Genomic DNA, 17,926 nt, shown 5'->3' with positions numbered 1-17,926 from the left:
TACAATTGATCACAATAGCTCTAAAACTATTGCAAATGTTTTATATTCATAGAGATTTTATTCATAATTTATTCGCATGAATCTTTGTTCGTATACTGTAAAAATAACTTTTATGCTTTGAGAATGATATACTCATCTTGCTTTTGCTATGTAGGCTAATGATTTTGATTGATGTGATCCTAAGAGGAGGGGAATGAGAAAAATTTACAATATTTAGGCTTTTATTTAAATTATGAAATGATGAATAATAAATATTATTCAATAAGTTGTAGATATAAAAATAATATAGTTATACATGGGAAGGCAATATAATTTTAAGAAGAGAAACTGGACGGTAAAGTATTTCATTTTAAGATATTTTTTTATAATTCATGATGAGATCACAGAAATTTTGAAAGAGGTAGTGACTATCTTGTGGTCCAGGAGAAGCTTCAGGATGATATTGAACAGAAAAAACTGGTTTTCCAATGATTCGAATACCACAGTTTGAGCCATCAAAGAGAGAAATATGTGTTTCTTTAACATATTGTGGTAAAGAAGATGCATCTATGGTAAAACCATGATTCATCGATACAATCTCAACTTTTCCAGTGTTTAGGTCTTTAACTGGATGGTTGGCGCCGTGATGTCCTTGGTGCATTTTTACGGTTTTTGCACCAACTGTAAGAGCAAGAAGTTGATGGCCAAGACATATTCCAAAAATCGGTAAATTATGATCAATTAATGTTTTGATTGTTGGAATGGCATGTTGAGCAGTAGCTGCAGGATCTCCTGGTCCATTAGAAAGAAAAACGCCATCAGGGTTCATTGCTAGAATTTCTTTTGCAGTTGTGTGGGCCGGTACAACAGTAATGCGTACTTTTTGTGTTGCCATAAGGCGAAGAATATTGCGCTTAACACCATAATCAATTGCAATGATATGAAGGTTGTGTACATTATTTGTACCGTATCCTTTATTCCAACTCCACGGTTCTTCATTCCATTGCATTGATGATTGAGATGTTACTTCTTTTGTAAGGTCAAGATTGACAAGGCCGTGCCATTTTTGCGCACGTTTCTTTAAAGAAGGGATATCAAAAATCCCGTCAGAATCATGCGCAATAACAGCATTTTGCGCACCCTTTTCACGAATAAGAATTGTGAGCGCACGTGTATCAATACCACAAATTGCAATAATTTTACGCGCTTTAAGCCATTGATCGAAGCTATCGTTGGAACGATAATTTGAGGGATGTGTAATATCTGCCTTAAAAATAGCGCCAACAGCACCATGACAGTGGAGAGGAGTAAGATCCTCAATATCCTCACTATTTACCCCTACATTTCCTATATGAGGAAATGTAAAATTAACGATTTGTTGTGTGTATGATGGATCTGTGAGGATTTCTTCATAGCCTGTGATGGCGGTATTAAAACACACTTCAGCTTCAGCAATACCTATAGCACCTGTTCCTTTCCCTTCAATAACAGTTCCATCCGCTAATACTAAGAGAGCTGTAGGTTTGTTGATACTCCAAGGGTTGCTCGATGAAGTTGTTTGTATCATAGTGTGTATCCACGATTTATTCTCTGAAAGGTATAATGATCAACTTTACACAAGAATCATACCTCTAACCGATACTGTGTATGTTATTCTGGGTAATGTTTCGCTTGAAATAGAGAGTATAAGTACATTCCATGAAGAGGTAAAGTCTTGTTTTTATCTTTTCTAAAATCGAGTCTTTAATTACTTTTTATCCTACAGTGTAGGATGAATAATGATCATTGCAAGATGTATAAAGATTGGTTAGAAAGCACGTTCTTCTTGAATGAAATTGGATAAATTTATGTTGCGAGATCAGATTGATGTGGCTCTTAGGGCTGCTTTAAAAATGAAAGGTGATGCGCGTCTTGTTATACTTCGTTTAATGAATGCGGCCGTTAGGGATCGTGATATCCTTTGTAACAAGCCAGCACTATCATTATATTTGCCAGCTCTTAGGTGTTGTGATAGTCCTTGCATTAAGATGGTTCATAAGAGTCATTTTTAGTCTTTTCTTATACAGTTTTTATTCACACGCTAATCCTGCTTGTAACGTACAAGTGAATAGTTCTGGTCGTTTCAGTATAAACAGGTTTAAAATGAGAAAATTTTACGGTATTCGAGATGCCTATTCAACATACAAAACGATGAATTATTATTATAAATTAAAGCGTTATAGAATCACAGAAAGATGTAATATAAGAGAGGTATTTTATTACTCTATGAGTCCAAAAGCAGATTCGTTCATTTATGAAGAATTGTTTTTGGATAAGGGTGTATATGTATAATGCAAGAGCTAATTTTAATGATTGTGATAAGGAAAGCAGAACTTCAAAACGCTTTTTTAATGGGTTTAAGGGGGGAATATTTTAAAGCTGAAATGGAAAGCTATTTCGAAAAGAAGTCTTGGTTTGTAATCTGTTTTGAGATAATTTTGAAAATCTCTTTCTCTAGTAAATCTCCTAAAGCTATACAGAATCTTAAGTTATGCAGAATAAAATGAGCATCCTCTATTTATGGCGGTATAGTGGTGAATCTGTTAAAAACAGCTCGGTTAGTAACAATGGTTTACCAGTTAGCCGCAAACGAGAACGTCGTGCCCATAGCACACCTTGTTGACCAATATGGATATAATCGCGGGTTAATTTTCCACTGTTAAATAAATAGTGACCAAGCGGTACGGTTCCTAAATGCATCAAGTCTTGATTGTGTAGGAGGGTTTCTTGTGGGATTACAGTGCGTCCAAGGATCCAAGGTTTACTATCTCCTGTCAATATAACTTCGCGTAGCCAATAACGCGCATTTTCGGGTAGATGTTCTGCCTCTTCTTTTAATTTATCTCGCGTAATAAAACATTCGTGTTGTGGTCGAACTTGGAGACAGGTGCAATATTTTTTTAATCGAAGTGTCATCGAGCCCAACTCCATGAGCCAATCGCGAATGTTTTCTGGTAGGGGAAGATGTTGATCAGAAAGCCACTTCACAGGTGGTAAGATGGAATCTACAAGATCAGTCATCGTTTTACTCCAGATCTAAAATCCGATTGAGTATGTTATATTGGGTGAAATAAATGATGATTATTGTAATACAGGAGTATAAAAGCAAGCAAGATTTTAACAGGAAGATATCAAAGAAAATTGAAAGCAGAGATCTTTAAAAGAAGATATATGGAAAATGTATTATAGGGGCATTTTCATTTAAAAATGTGTTATAATTTCTCTAAAGTGCTTGCACACAATGCGTGAGGGGATTTTCTTGATAGTATTAGGGAAATAGGTAAAGTATTTTGTGCTTTAAAGTTCATATGTAACGCCGATAAAAGGGATGAAGAATTCATCTATATCAGCTGATATAAGGGGGAAAGTTTGAGAGTAGAAAAAAATTCATTATAAAAAATCATATCGTAGTATATTTATATACATTTTAAAGTTAAATAAAATATAAATAAACTGTATATAAATATAGTATGTTAATATAACTTCATTGTTTAACAATAAAGTTTAAAATAATACATTATTATTTAAACTTTATATTCATTATTTAAAATGTCCGTGAATTAATAAAGGGTGATGAATATAGGAAAGAAAAGCGGGACGTATCGGCTTTGGAGCATATATTTTTTATTTCGTGTATTGGAAAAATTCTCTTTATAATTTTATGCTTACTCCATGCCTTTATCTCTTAAGAATAGAGTTATTCAAATTTTTCAGTAAAAATGCATTTGTTGATGAAGTATAGAGATGTTAGATGTTATGGGCTGAGATCTTTAATTATCGTAATTGATTTTTGTAATCTTATGGATTGTTATTTATAGGGCGCTGGGCCAGATTTATGTGCGTATTACAGAAATAAGTTTTTATTGCATTAAAATAACCACATATCTTTTCTGATATGCGGACGCTTGTAGAGGTATGGAATGGTGGGTTACAAAATTTTCTGTGTTGCGTTTTATGATATAATGACGGTGTATGCCAAAAATCATAGCTTAAGCATCTCGCCATCATATCACAACTTGTAGTAACGAATGAAGAGGGAAATATTCCTGTTGTATTCCAATTGTTTTATTTCCCCAAAAAGGTGCTTAAAATATACTCTACGATCGAATTTTTCGTCCTATCCATAGAAGAATACAGGCTCCTATAAAACCTGAGATAAGATAACCAAGCCAACCAGCAAAACTTACGCCTAAAAGACTAAAAAGAAAGCTCGCTAATGCAGCGCCAATAATCCCTAAGATAATATTTAACAATATTCCTGTTTGGCTTTTCATAATATATTGTGCAGCCCAACCTGCAAGCCCACCGATAATAATAGCTGCAAGCCAACCAATGTTTGCATTTTCCATTATACTCTCCTTTGCCTGAACTTAAACTGTAACTAGGGTTAGGAGTGTAAAGATCAAGGTTTATTTATTTTGTCCCATGAAGAAGGATGTTATTGTTAAAAAATTTGTTACAATGCTTATTTCGTTATTTTTTAAATCATTTATATATTATTGGACACTATTACATTTAATAATAATATAATATAAATTATTTTTTAACAAAATATTAAATTATACAAATATAAAATAGAAAATATCTGTAAAAATATTTTTATAATGTATAAATTATATTTATTATAAGATTTATTAATACTTTTTATAAAACAAGTTAAAGAAAAAATTGTGGTTAAAGCAATAAGTAAAATGGATATTTAAAGTTTTTGAGCTTGCCTATTGATATCAATAACGTTTGCAATGAAATTAAAACTGTTTTGTTAATGCGTTATAAAATGCTATGTAGGTATGAAGCCCTATCGATATTGATCTAAACGTTTACTGCCATAAATGTTGCAATTGAGTTGAGAGTTTCATTTCTTATAGAGTATTTATATTTTGCTATAGCTGTACACTTGTGCCATTTTTACAGTGGATTTAGATCAGAATCATCATACTTTTTACCATCTCTTTATGTTGCTAACAGTTTTGGCTTGGAGATGGGTAGGCATGTTTTTACTTCAATATGTCGCTTTGCTTGTAGTATGCAAGAAAATGATTTTGAGGCATTCATTATGTATAGATTTGAAATGAAAGAAATTTACGATGAAGAGAACTCATTTGAAAATAATACAATATTTTATTAAATCAATATCTTAAACAAGATATTTGAATGTTCAAATCTTAATAATTGATATGATAAGTTTCTTATTCAAATTATTTAAAACGTTTAAGGTTTTTCTGTCTGTTTTTCATCAGGATTGCGTAGGCGAGAATTTTGAAGAAGTCCTTGTTTTTCTAAAATGGGATAGATCATTGAGATCAAAAGGGAGTTAATTTGTTTGAGATCATGGTCTGGGCCGAGATGAAGATTGGTTGATTCTATATTTTTGAGATTCCCTTCACGTAAGCGTTTAAAATGTTTTAAACTCATCTTTTTTTCTAAGTTTCGTAGTTGATCTTTTTTTGTACCAATAAATGGGTTGTGTGCGTGGCATGTGAGATGAGAACGTTAAATGTTATGTGTGTGTTGGACGGAACAAGGTCATGGAAATGAAGGTGATCACTCCAGCTTTCGTTGCTGAATTGTGGATCTCTTTGTTGTTTCTTGTTAATCAGCATTAGCATATTATAAGTAATAATGTCCCCTGCTTGGTTTGATTTTATACAGGGAGCTAGAAGTTCTTGCGTTTGAAGAGCTTCTTTATCAGGTGATTTTTATCCTGCTAATCATGCAAGATAAAGTTTGGTAGCGATATGGTTGTTGTCCAATATGGTATTTAGTTGGTTGAACTAATGAATAATATTGGGATCAGTTTTTTCATAAAGTTCCATGATTTTTTCTAGCGTGATGTCTATAAGATCATAAATATGAATAATTTCACGCATGTCATTCGAGAGGGGAGAGTTTGGCGTTAAAGAACGCTATCATCAAGAGTCGTTTGATAAGATAAATTGAGGGTTTTATAGGCTTGCATTTTTTTGCACTTACATGAACAATTTGGGTGGTTAATTTTAAAACCCATTTTGAAAGCAGTATTCCAGCAAAGAGAATGAAAACATTAAAAATAATTTGGGCATTAATCACTTGAGTAGGGGCGTTCTAACGGTAAATCCATTGAGCATTTCTATCTTTACGTTTGTGAAGAAGCAAGTCGGCATCATCATTATATTTGTCATCCCTCAAATGTTGCCGACAGCTCTTGCATTAAGACGTTTCATAAGAGCCATTTTTAGTCCTTTCTTATACAAATTTTATCCACACGCTAATCCCGCTTGGAACGTGCAAACGAGTGATTTTGATTGATTTAAGATAAACGGGTTTGAAATGAGAGAATCTTACGGTATGCGAGTTTATAATTCAATATGAATAACAATAGATTATATTTATAAATCAATATCTTGAGTTGCGAATCCATGAGATTAGTGATTGAAAGGAGAGAAAGAAGATAAGGACAAGGATTGAATCGGTCCTACGCATGAGTAAATTTTCTAAGGGAACGAGGTAGGTGTTAGGGGAAGCGTTGTGTGTTAAAAGTGGTGCTATAAGAGAAAAACCAAAGTTGACACCAAGAACTATAATAATGCAGAGTTGCGTATGGATAAGGTCGTAGTTGACAAAATTGACCAGTAAAATGATTCTTGCAATGGATGAATGTAAGAGGTAGGTTAAGGCAGAGGCCAATAAAAAAGTGGACAGGGGTGCTTGAAAGATAATGAATGATGCTCGGTAAAATTTTGCTATCACGTCGAGGCTATATTGCGGTACTTGTCATCTGTAAAGACAAAATCAAGAGATCAATGCCAATGACAATATGTCCTATTTGACGTCATTCACGTTTTTTTGTTATCAGAATACACAGGTGCCAATTAAAAGATAAAAGGGTACCACAAGAGTGAGATTATAGGTGAGAATTTTAACAACGATTGCTGATCTTAATTCTTCTGCGTTTACAGCTTAAGTTTCGCTAATCTAAAAACAAAACCAGATTCAATAAAAGAACCAACAAGGAATGTTATTGCTGTAGGGCTTTGTAAAATCATTGCTGTAAAGAAACCAAAACTTACAGTAAACAATGAATCTGAAATGACATGGTACATTTTATATTTAAGTTTATCACCATAGGTACGCTCAATTCTTTTGCGCGCTATGCGGGGTGGCCTAGAGAAGTAAAGAAACAGGATTGTCAAGATGAAGGAGTACCAATAAACCTTCATGATACTTTATTCTTTCTTTGTTATTATGAAAGTGGTTGCCTCAAAATTAATAAATTAAAGCTTATTATTTTTATTTAGCTTTTGCTTTTAATAGTTGATGAAAATCATCGCCGCTTGGATTTTGAAAAACCTTTAGACCAAAACAGGGAAGAATGGAATAAAGGTGATCAAAGATATCGCCTTGAATTTGTTCATAGTTTAGCCAAACGGTGGTATTCGTAAAGCAATAGATTTCCAAGGGTAAACCATTTTCTGTAGGAGGTAACTGTCGGGCCATAAAGGTCATATTAGGGTTGATGTTTAGATGCTGTTGTAGATAAGCAAAAATATAAGCACGAAAAGTCCCAATGTTGGTTAAACGGCGCGTGTTGGCTAAAACATCATGATTTTTATCTAATTGAGCGTTCCATTGGTTAATTTCTGCTATTTTTTGTGTGAAATAATTTTCTAATAAATTAAATCGGGAAAGATGTTTTTGTTCTTCTTCTGTAAGAAAACGGATACTTGATTGATCAATAAAAAGTGAGCGTTTGATGCGTCTTCCACCTGATTCTTGCATTCCACGCCAATTTTTAAAAGGATCGGTTACAAGTTTACGGATAGGGACTGAGGTAATGGTGTTGTCGAAATTTTGAACTTTAACAGTATGAAGAGCAATTTCAATAACATTACCATCAGCACCGAGATTGGGAATTTCAATCCAATCACCAACACGAACCATATCGGTGGATGAAATTTGAATACCGGCAACGAGAGAAAGAAGTGTGTCTTGAAAAATTAACATGAGAACCGCGGCCATTGCACCAAGACCGGAGAAAAGAATAAGAGGGGAGCGGTCAATTAATGTGGCCACCATTAAAACTGCTGCAATCGCAAAAAGTGCAATTTTAGCAATTTGAATATAACCTTTTATTGGTTTTAGACGTGCTGTTGGTCGTTGTTCGTAAAGAATATTAATGATATTGAGACAGGCAGAAATTGTCAGAACAACAAAAAAGATAATAAAGGCGTTGGCAACATTATTGATGACAGTGCTGAATGCATCGGGCAATGTTGGTATAAGATTAATACCGATTGAAAGAATAAAAGCTGAAATGATATTCGCTAGGTATTGAATAGTATTTTTAATATCGATCGTTGTATTCTTCGGAAGAAAAGGAGAGAGTTTTTTTGCTCCGTGAATGAGTAATTTTCGTCCTATAAAAAAGTTGACTAAAAGGGCAGTTATAGTCAAAATAATAAGCCAAGAAACAGCCTCTAACCACGGATTTTGAACAACAAATTCGGTCACTTTTACTCTCCATTTCTAAGATTATAGGCAGTTGAGAGTTTAAAATTTTACAACTGCTTAAGAGGAAGTATTGGAATTATGCTCTAAAGTCGTTAAATATGCAAAAAAGAATTTTCAAACTTTGTGAGAGAGAATGCGTTTTCCGCCTGATTTCCTGAATGAACTGCGTACCAGACTCCCAATTTCAACAGTGATTGGCAAACGGGTGGATTTTGATCCTCGAAAAAGTAAGCCTTCACGGGGAGATTTTTGGTGTTGTTGTCCATTTCATGGAGAGAAAACGCCCAGTTTTCATTGTGATGATCGTAAAGGGCGTTATTATTGTTTTGGTTGTGGTGTAAGCGGAGATATTTTTACCTTCCTGTGCGAACTTGATGGATTGCATTTTTCAGAAAGTGTTGAGCGTTTGGCTGATTTTGTAGGAATGAAATTACCCGTTTGGGATCCACAAAGTCATCAACGTCAAATGGAAAAAGCTGACCTTTATGATGTGATGAAAATTGCTACAGATTTTTTTCAAGATCATTTACGCGATAAAGGAGGTGCACAGGCACGGCGTTATTTGGATGCACGTGGTGTTACGCCAAAGCTTATAGAACGTTTTCGAATTGGTTTTGCACCGGTGAGGCGTACAGCTTTGAAAGAAGCTTTAAGTGCTCGAGGTATTTCAATAAAACAAATGGAAGAATGTGGACTTCTTACAATGCATGAGGAGAATACTGATTCTTGTGACCGTTTTAGAAATCGCATTATGTTTCCTATTGAAGATTTGCGCGGACGTGTGGTGGCTTTCGGAGGGCGTGCATTAGAGAAAGAGACACGAGCAAAATATCTCAATAGCCCTGAAACAGTACTATTTCATAAAGGAAATATACTTTATAATGCGGCAATGGCTCGCAAAAATAGCCGCTTTGTTGATGACGAAAAAAATCATTTCCTCCTTGTTGTTGAAGGGTATATGGATGTCATTGCATTGACTAAAGCTGGTTTTGAAGGAGTTGTAGCGCCCTTGGGTACAGCATTAACGGAAGCGCAAATTGAGCTTATATGGCAGATGGGTAAGGAACCCATTTTATGTTTTGATGGTGATGATGCTGGTTTAAAAGCTGCTTTTCGTGTTGCTGATCGTGTGTTGCCTCTTTTAAAGGCTGGAGGGGGGGTGCGCTTTGTTTTGTTGCCGCAAGGAAAAGATCCCGATGAAATTATTTGTGCTGGGGGGGCGAAACTTTTTTCTTCTTTTTTGCAAAAAGCAATTCCTTTAATTGAGCTTTTATGGTGGCGTGCTACTTATGGAAAGCATTTTGAAACGCCAGAAGAACGAGCAATGCTCGAAAAACAACTAAAACAGCAAATTTTTACAATTAAGGATGAAGATGTCCGTCGTTATTATTTGCAAGATGTAAAAAAACGCCTCTTTGATTTTTTTCGACCTTCTTTTTCGAAAAAGAAAGAGGGAGGGCAATATGATCAGTTTTCGTCAAATAAGATCTTTAAAAATAAATCCTTTTCTCTGTTAGAAAATTCTGAAATAGTACGAAATTCTTCGCAAGCTATTCCGTTGCGTGAAGCAGTAATTTTACTCACTTTAGCTTATTATCCTGAGTTGTGGTATGAAAATTTTGAGATTCTTGCTGAGTTAGAATTAAAAAATACTCAATTGATGTGTTTTCATCAAGCCATGTTGGAAATTCTTGGGAATCAACAGCTCCATGATAAAGAAACGATGGTTGCTTTTTTAGAAAAAAAAGGGCAAAAGACTCTGTTAGAGCGTATGAAACATCTTGTGCAAAATATTGGTATGCGTATTATCTTTGGTAGAGCTCCTATAGAAGATGTACGCGCTATATTAAAACAAGCTGTCTACTTGCATCTTCAAGAACACCACCTACATAAAAGGTTACAGGATATTGAAGAGCAACTTGTAGAAAATCCTAAGAGTGAGGTTTTTGATCTGCTTCGTGAGGTAAAAAATGAACTGCAGCAGATGCAGGAAATAGGAGCGCTAATTGAAGGGGTTGGGAGTTGGTTAGATAAAAAAATAGACGGGAATACACAAGATACGATAAAATGATTCGCTTTTTTAATGCGAATCAGTCACTTAAATTTTTAGATGAGGAAGTTTATGTGGAGTGACATTTTCATAAAGATAATACTTAAATTTTAGGAAAAGCGGGAAATTGGTTCTTACGATAGGGTACAGAAATTGTCTCAGAAGGGCTGAGAGGTGTCGGGGAAACTTCTGGAGTTTTCCCGCGTTTTTGTCTGAATGACAACGTGTGTACAAAATGTATTCTTTCCAATAGTAATCTCTTTAAAGGAAGTATATATGAGAAACTATTGGTAGATTTGGGTGAGAACAAAAAGCTGGTCACATGGAATATGAGTGATCAAGTGGAGTTATGGTATGGCAACAAAGGTTAAACAGAAAGATAATGCGGAAGTAACAAGCCAAGCGAATTTGGATGGTCCTCTTCTTGATTTTTCTGATGATGCCATCAAGAAAATGATTAGGCTTGCCAAAAAAAATGGTTACGTAACGATGGATGAACTCAATGCAGTTCTTCCTTCCGACGAAGTGACATCCGAACAAATTGAAGATATCTTGGCGATGTTCTCTGAGATGGGGGTTAATGTTGTGGATGATGAGGATGAAGTTGAGACTGAAAATTATGACGAAGAAGTTACTGTAGAAGGTGGTGACTTAATAGAGGCCTCTAGCCACGCAATTGCAACAACGACGAATAAACGCGAAGTAACAGATCGTACTGATGATCCAGTGCGTATGTATTTGCGTGAGATGGGAGCTGTTGAACTTCTTTCACGAGAAGGTGAAATTGCCATTGCTAAGCGTATTGAAGCAGGACGTGAGACAATGATTGCAGGATTGTGCGAGAGTCCTTTAACTTTTCAGGCCCTTATTATCTGGCGCGACGAATTAAAAGAACAGCGTATTCTTCTTCGAGAAATTATTGATCTTGAAACAACTTATGCAGGGCCAGAAGCAAAGCAGACTCCTGTTATCGAGCGAAGTGAAATTGATAAAACTAAAGAAGAAAAGATGTCTTCCGGTATACATGATATGGGGGAAAATGCAGAAGAGAGAGGCATTGAAGACGACGATGAAGATGACGATGATGATGTTAATTTATCGCTGGCGGCAATGGAAAATGAACTTTGTCCTCAAGTTATGGAAACATTGGACTTTATTGCTCAAACCTATGTAAAATTACGAAAACTACAAGATCAACATGTTGAAAGCAGTTTAGCAGAGCGTAAAGAGGGAGCTCTTACATCTTCTCAGAAGAAAAAATATATTCAATTAAAGGGTGAGTTGATTCAAGCAGTAAAGTCTCTTTCTTTGAACCAAAATCGTATCGAAGCGTTGGTTGAACAGCTTTATGACATCAATAAGAGATTAATTCATAATGAAGGTAAACTGAAACGGATTGCCAATAGCTATGGCATTGGTCATGAGGATTTTTTAAAAGAATACCAAGGACGTGAATTGGATGCAGATTGGGTGAATTATATTGCCACTTTGCCTACACCTGGTTGGAAAGAATTTTCATTACGTGAAGCAAAAGAAATTCAAAAATTGCGGAGTGAAATACAAAATCTTGCGCAAGAAACGGCTATTTCGATTGGTGAGTTTCGCCGGATCGTTATGCAGGTGCAGAAAGGTGAACGCGAATCAACAATTGCGAAAAAGGAAATGGTGGAATCTAACTTACGTCTTGTAATTTCAATTGCAAAAAAATACACCAATCGTGGTTTGCAGTTCCTTGATCTTATTCAAGAGGGAAATATCGGTTTGATGAAGGCTGTGGATAAATTTGAATATAGGCGCGGTTACAAGTTTTCAACTTACGCCACATGGTGGATTCGGCAGGCCATTACACGTTCAATTGCTGATCAGGCACGTACTATTCGTATCCCTGTTCATATGATTGAAACAATTAACAAAATCGTTCGTACTTCGCGTCAGATTCTTCATGAAATTGGACGAGAACCAACACCAGAGGAATTATCGAGCAAGCTTTCTATGCCGTTGGAAAAAGTGCGAAAGGTCCTTAAAATTGCAAAAGAGCCTATTTCACTTGAAACGCCTGTTGGTGATGAAGATGATTCCCATTTGGGGGATTTTATTGAGGATAGGAATGCGTTATTACCCATTGATGCAGCTATTCAGGCGAATCTTCGAGATACGACAACGCGTGTTCTTGCTTCCCTTACACCGAGAGAAGAGCGTGTCTTGCGGATGCGTTTTGGAATAGGGATGAATACTGACCACACATTAGAAGAAGTTGGACAACAGTTCTCGGTTACAAGAGAGCGTATTCGCCAGATTGAAGCAAAGGCGCTTCGTAAATTGAAACATCCTAGTCGTTCACGGAAATTACGTAGTTTTCTCGATTCTTAATTAAAGGAGTTGGTACATTTTAATCATTCTCCCTTTCTTCTTCATCGAGGGAAGGGGGGGACTATGTACTTTATTTGAATGCTTTTTTGAGAAAAATGTGGGAAGACTTTGATAATCTAGAAAGTTTACAATGTTTAATGTTGTTCTTAGCTTTGTGATTTTGTTCTTTTCTTTCTGAATAGGGCAAAGAGTGGTGTGATAGTCTTTCAAAAAATGAACGATAAAATACTATTTGCGTATAGCGATTCGTTTCTTAAGAGGGAAATATATTAGAATAAACTCACAATGATAGCATACTGACTTTGTGATGAGAAAGGTGTATGCTTTTTGGGATTATTCTATAATGTTAGATAGCGTGTTTCATTCTTTGTCAGTTTACAAAAAATAGATGTTTCTAATAGGTTATGTTCATTTATATGCGCTATTTTTTGAAGATTTCCTTTTCCTTCATATAAATTTTAAGAAAATTGTATGAAGTATGCTTTGAGAGTTGAATCTTTTTAAGAGACAGAAATAGATGAAATTATAGAAATTAAACTTTTAATTTTTTTATCGATCATCTTAATTAAAAAAGGTATGTCTGAGTTTATGAGTAGAGAACTTCCTTTTTGGAAAGTAAAAAAATTAGAAGACCTTTCCTTCTCTGAGTGGGAAAGCCTTTGTGATGGCTGTGGTCGTTGTTGTCTCCATAAAGTTGAGGATGATGATACGGGTGATCTGTATGCAACCAGTATTGCTTGTCGTCTTTTAGATGGGAAAACTTGCCGATGTCGAGATTATATTCATCGTCAATCAATTGTACCAGATTGTATATCGTTAGATGTTACAACCGTTAAAACGGTGCGTTGGCTTCCAGAAAGTTGTGCTTATAAATTAATTTATGAAGGAAAAGATCTCCCATGGTGGCACCCATTGGTATCAGGAGATTATCAGATGGTGCATAAAGCACACATTTCTGCACGCAGTTATATAGAGATCTACGAAGATGAATTATCATCTGAAGAAGATTATCTCACTCATATTACTGGTCTTTTATGTAAAGGCCAATGATATGAGTGTTTTATACAATGGTGGGTGATTTAATCGATCGCAAAGACGACAGTGACAGTTACATTATAATTTAATTCACCTCCCGAAAAATTTGTATCTGCATAGCTTGCTTCTGCTGCTCTACTCATAAGACGTGGTGTTGGGCGATAGTAATCATCTTTTTCATTGATTTCAATAATTTTACCTAATTTTAAGTTAGCAGCTTGTGCTATTGTTTGTGCTTTTTCAATGGCTTCAGTAATGGCTTTTTTACGCGCTTCTTGATAAAATGGCTTCGTATCTGCATTGGTAAAAGTAATGCCATTCACTGAATTAATCCCTAGTGCCATTGCTTGATCAAAGATTTTACCAGCATTGTTGAGATCACGGATGCGTACAGTTAAAGAATTTGAAACGTGATAGAGTTTTTCATGATTCTTTTTTTCGTGGGATAACTGATAAATAGATAAGCCTGATGTTTGTAAATCAGTTGCTTTTATACCATTGTTTTTAAAGGCATTTATAATATCATTCATAGATTTATTATTCGCTGCTAATGCTTTTTGAGCAGTTTTATCATCAGTAACAACGGCGAGATTAATAATTGCCATATCCGGTGCAGCTTGACTTTCTCCGATTGCAGTCACTGTAATCGTTGCATCTCTTTTATTTTCTTCAGCGTAGGCATGGACACTCGATAAAACGGCTAAAAGTGTAAATGTTAATATCGCTATTTTAACCAAAGAATTTTGCATTGCTTGAATTTTCTTTTTTATCATATCTATTCCTTTAATTTATTAGTTTACTACCTTCTCATTTTTGAGAGTTCTTGTAAAGAAGTTAGAGCATTAGAAAAAAAACCAATAGAAAAGAGAAAAAGATAGGTTATAATTCAGGTCAGCTCTTGTATCATGGAGAATTTTAGTTTAGAGAGAAACGACCTATGTGGGGCCTGTAGCTCAATTGGTTAGAGCCAGCGGCTCATAACCGCTTGGTTGGGGGTTCGAGTCCCTCCGGGCCCACCAGTAGGAAAACGGATAGCTTATACAAAGGTTTTAGGATTCTATTCTGTCGTTTTTTTGTTGCAGTTTTTTCTATCAGTTATTTTAGTATTAAACGAATGGCATACTTCTTTAGTCTCATCAAAAAAATGCTTTCATTTACAGCATTGAGGTTAGCTGATATGTGTCGCTGTTTACTTCCTTAAATGATATTAAGGTTTTTTAGACGTTCGAACAGCTTTAATTATGAAGAAAAGCTGCCTATAAAAGAATGTGATTTATAGACATTCATAGATAGCATGGGGGTAACGGTGATAATATTGGTTAATAGCTTATTTTCCCACGAAAAAAGCTCTTTCTGATTTTTGAAAGATAGTGTTTATAGGGGTGATGGTGTGTTCTCTAAAAAGAATTTAATCAATTGTTTTTTGAAAAGTTAATTGAGTGATTGTTTATGTTATCTTACATCATTAAATTGTATTGGAATAAGCTGTTTTATTATTCTGTAAAAAATGTTTTCTATAGTATTAAAAAATTCGTTCTAATGTCCTTTTTTCCTTTGTGTATTTTCTGCTTAATGGTCGAATTCTAGAATTCTCATGTAATGTGAATTGTTATTGAAGAGCAGAAAGTCTTTTTTGATTTTATTTTTATAAGGTATTGGCAGTATTTCGGTAAATCTAGCTATTTTATTGTATTGCTAAAATTTTTTTCCGTATCTCTTGTGAAGAGAATTTTATCTTTGTTATGCTTTTTTACTCTTGTGAAAAATTATTGGCAGGGCAAATTTTTTGTTGGAAGAAGTACACTTCTTTTTCAAGATCATGCTTTGTAAAGTGTAATCTCTTATTTACACAAAAAAATTTATTCCTCGTTGTAAATTTCTATACAATTTACATAAAGAGATCACGCGGAATGATTCATTTTATTTTTTATATTACCATTTTTACTGATGATAGATAATTATATCAGTGTTTACAAGGTGCATTTAGAGGGAGCGAACAAGTTACAGAGTTTTAAGGAGTGCAGCTATTTATAAGAATTTGTTCTTATATAACGCTTTTATAGTCTTGTTTTGCAAATATGACTTTAAAAACATAGATGGCACTATGTAGAATCAAATAGTGATATATTATCTCTTTCAAAATAAGATTTTTTGTGTTCTCTTATATTAAGAATTCAAGAGTGTTTTCAGAGATAGTTTCACATAATTTATCATTGGTTCGAATCATAAGATTTGCGTAAAATTATTTGCGTTGTTGATAAAAGTGATCATATCAATTTTCATAAGAAGGCCTAGATCATGCGAGGCTTTCTGTTTCACTATGGTATATGATTCATAGAACTTCATCTGATTTTATAAAATAAGTTTATACACAATTGCTTCCATACTGCCTATTGCAAATATTTTTTTCTAAGGTATGAAGTATATTTAAACGCTTTAGCGTTATATAGTTTGACTACATGGAGTGTAACTATGAAGAATGATAAAAAAAATGAGACAACTTTATCTGATATTATTGTGAAATGGGAGTCTTTATCGACGTCTCAAAAGCAAGCGATCTTAGATAGAGTAGAAAATTCTACAGATTCTGCTCATTCAACAGAACATTTAAGGCCTCAATCTTCTTTTTATCTCCAGACGAAATCAGAGTTATGAGCTTTAGGTCTTCATCGGAGATGTTAAAACCAGTTATGACATATATGGCACTAGCATTTCCTAGCGTGTTCAAAATAGCCATAAGTTTATCAACTGAAGGCCTTTTTCCTCCGTTTATCATTTGTTGTACGTAATTTTGTCCGCAACCTGCAGCTCTGCTGATTTCAATCATTGTTCGCCCGTCACTTTTTATCAATTCAACTAAGCGTTGGAACCAATCTTTTTCAGTCTTTGTCATTTTTAGACCTTTACATATTTACGCTATAGCGTTAATATTGAGTTGCGAATCCGAAATATATGGTACAAGGAGGATTAAAATATCCATGCATAGCTCTTCGCTTATGAAGCATATAGAGTTGTTTTTAACTAATAACAAAATGTCCCCATACACTTTCAGATTCGAATCAATAAAAAATGGTTGCTTAGTTCCACGGTTGTGACGAAGTTAGTGCGTATACCAGGAGCGGCAATACACTCTCATATATTTATGAGATTTTACCATAATAGTATACGCAGCGATATTATAAATCAAGATATACCCCAACATCCGTATTTGTAAAAAATTGTTCGTTAAGGCGGTATGTGAGCATAATGAAGCTTTAGAGCCTGAAGAGGTAGAATAATGGCTGTAGAAAAAATGTAAATTCATAGGTAAAAAGTACTAATTTCTCCTTTATTGTAATAAATTAGATCACTCTCAGGTGCTATATCGCATGCGTTTATTAAAAGATTGGGGAAATATCAAAAAAAATAACTTTGATGATTTTATTGAACATGAAGATAACTTGATTCACAAAGGTGCTTGTTTGGTAGTATGTGTATACTCGGTCAATGCTTCTATGAGGAGGGATGTGTTTTTTAGATGTTGTGGTTTATAATAAAGTTTGTGTTTACAATGGTATTGTTATTTATAACAATGCGTTAATATATGGTCATATAGAGGTTTGCAGGAATTTGCATGTTTGTGAAAGGGGAGAAAGTTATAATCATTCAAGTATGAGTAGAGATATATGTGTTTACACTAATGTAGTCGTTTTGGGTTAAATTTTGAAGGCTAAATAATTAAAGTTTCTAGTGATACTCGTGATTATAGAAAGGTTCATGTTTTATAATAGTGCTTTTGTTTGTGGTGATGTTAAAGATTTGTGGGAAGGTAAAACTTTATAGAAAAGTGGTGCTTTGTGGCACTGAAGATTTTTGTAAGAATAAAAAAGCTTCCACATGTAGCCGTATTTCATAGGGCGTAAAAGAGGAAAATAGGATTGTTTCAGGGAAGGTGGGTATTAACCTTCTCATGTTGTTCTTTCT

The 17,926-nt window shown here is 34.6% G+C and carries 11 protein-coding genes, 1 tRNA gene and 2 pseudogenes; 6 read left to right on the top strand and 8 right to left on the bottom strand.

All coding sequences use genetic code 11. The features are described 5' to 3' along the window. Positions 1-349: 349 nt before the first annotated feature. Positions 350-1,546, bottom strand: coding sequence for a glutamine-hydrolyzing carbamoyl-phosphate synthase small subunit (carA, locus tag MCY_RS07985; RefSeq protein WP_007347866.1), 1,197 nt, complete (start codon positions 1,544-1,546; stop codon positions 350-352). A gap of 280 nt (positions 1,547-1,826) precedes the next feature. Between carA and MCY_RS07980 the strand changes: the two genes are divergently transcribed. Continuing rightward, on the top strand, positions 1,827-2,030 hold the full coding sequence (locus tag MCY_RS07980) for a hypothetical protein (RefSeq protein ID WP_007347865.1): 204 nt from the start codon (positions 1,827-1,829) through the stop codon (positions 2,028-2,030). 502 nt (positions 2,031-2,532) lie between these two features. Here MCY_RS07980 and ubiC read toward each other — a convergent pair. From ubiC to MCY_RS07950, 5 genes and pseudogenes are all read right to left on the bottom strand, one after another. Beyond that, positions 2,533-3,039: a chorismate lyase gene (gene ubiC, locus MCY_RS07970; protein ID WP_007347862.1), complete on the bottom strand. Its 507-nt coding sequence runs from the start codon at positions 3,037-3,039 to the stop codon at positions 2,533-2,535. A 1,076-nt stretch (positions 3,040-4,115) separates the two neighbouring features. Then, on the bottom strand, positions 4,116-4,367 hold the full coding sequence (locus tag MCY_RS07965) for a GlsB/YeaQ/YmgE family stress response membrane protein (protein WP_007347861.1): 252 nt from the start codon (positions 4,365-4,367) through the stop codon (positions 4,116-4,118). Positions 4,368-5,229: 862 nt separating this feature from the next. Further along, positions 5,230-6,102, bottom strand: a pseudogene (locus MCY_RS07960) (Na/Pi cotransporter family protein); the annotation flags it as partial. 303 nt (positions 6,103-6,405) lie between these two features. Next, a pseudogene (locus MCY_RS07955) lies at positions 6,406-7,227 on the bottom strand (Na/Pi symporter); the annotation flags it as partial. A gap of 60 nt (positions 7,228-7,287) precedes the next feature. Then, the gene (locus tag MCY_RS07950) at positions 7,288-8,508 is read right to left on the bottom strand and encodes a mechanosensitive ion channel family protein (protein WP_007347858.1); all 1,221 of its coding nucleotides are present in this window, start codon (positions 8,506-8,508) and stop codon (positions 7,288-7,290) included. A 133-nt stretch (positions 8,509-8,641) separates the two neighbouring features. On the opposite strand from MCY_RS07950, the gene dnaG reads away from it, so the two are divergent. The 3 genes from dnaG to MCY_RS07935 all read left to right on the top strand — a co-directional run bounded on the left by dnaG (position 8,642) and on the right by MCY_RS07935 (position 13,978). Further along, positions 8,642-10,579: a DNA primase gene (dnaG, locus tag MCY_RS07945; protein WP_007347857.1), complete on the top strand. Its 1,938-nt coding sequence runs from the start codon at positions 8,642-8,644 to the stop codon at positions 10,577-10,579. A 333-nt stretch (positions 10,580-10,912) separates the two neighbouring features. Further along, positions 10,913-12,928, top strand: coding sequence for an RNA polymerase sigma factor RpoD (gene rpoD, locus MCY_RS07940; RefSeq protein WP_007347856.1), 2,016 nt, complete (start codon positions 10,913-10,915; stop codon positions 12,926-12,928). A 588-nt stretch (positions 12,929-13,516) separates the two neighbouring features. Then, positions 13,517-13,978 carry a YcgN family cysteine cluster protein gene (locus MCY_RS07935; protein WP_007347855.1) on the top strand — a complete coding sequence of 154 codons (462 nt, stop codon included), beginning with the start codon at positions 13,517-13,519 and terminating at the stop codon, positions 13,976-13,978. A 29-nt stretch (positions 13,979-14,007) separates the two neighbouring features. Here MCY_RS07935 and MCY_RS07930 read toward each other — a convergent pair whose 3' ends face one another. Further along, entirely contained in the window at positions 14,008-14,736 is a 729-nt protein-coding gene (locus MCY_RS07930) for an SIMPL domain-containing protein (RefSeq protein WP_007347854.1), read from the bottom strand. Between the two features lie 169 nt (positions 14,737-14,905). On the opposite strand from MCY_RS07930, the gene MCY_RS07925 reads away from it, so the two are divergent. After that, positions 14,906-14,982 (top strand) — tRNA-Ile (locus MCY_RS07925). Positions 14,983-16,435: 1,453 nt separating this feature from the next. Beyond that, positions 16,436-16,618: a hypothetical protein gene (locus MCY_RS09225; RefSeq protein WP_007347853.1), complete on the top strand. Its 183-nt coding sequence runs from the start codon at positions 16,436-16,438 to the stop codon at positions 16,616-16,618. Here MCY_RS09225 and MCY_RS07920 read toward each other — a convergent pair. Further along, on the bottom strand, positions 16,542-16,856 hold the full coding sequence (locus MCY_RS07920) for a helix-turn-helix domain-containing protein (RefSeq protein WP_007347852.1): 315 nt from the start codon (positions 16,854-16,856) through the stop codon (positions 16,542-16,544). The two genes, MCY_RS09225 and MCY_RS07920, sit on opposite strands and share 77 nt — an antisense overlap. Positions 16,857-17,926: the final 1,070 nt, after the last annotated feature.

The sequence above is a fragment of the Bartonella rattimassiliensis 15908 genome (genome assembly GCF_000278215.1).
GTDB lineage: Bacteria > Pseudomonadota > Alphaproteobacteria > Rhizobiales > Rhizobiaceae > Bartonella > Bartonella rattimassiliensis.
The sequence above is the reverse complement of the archived record's forward strand: the minus strand, read 5'-3'. Positions and strand labels throughout refer to the sequence as shown.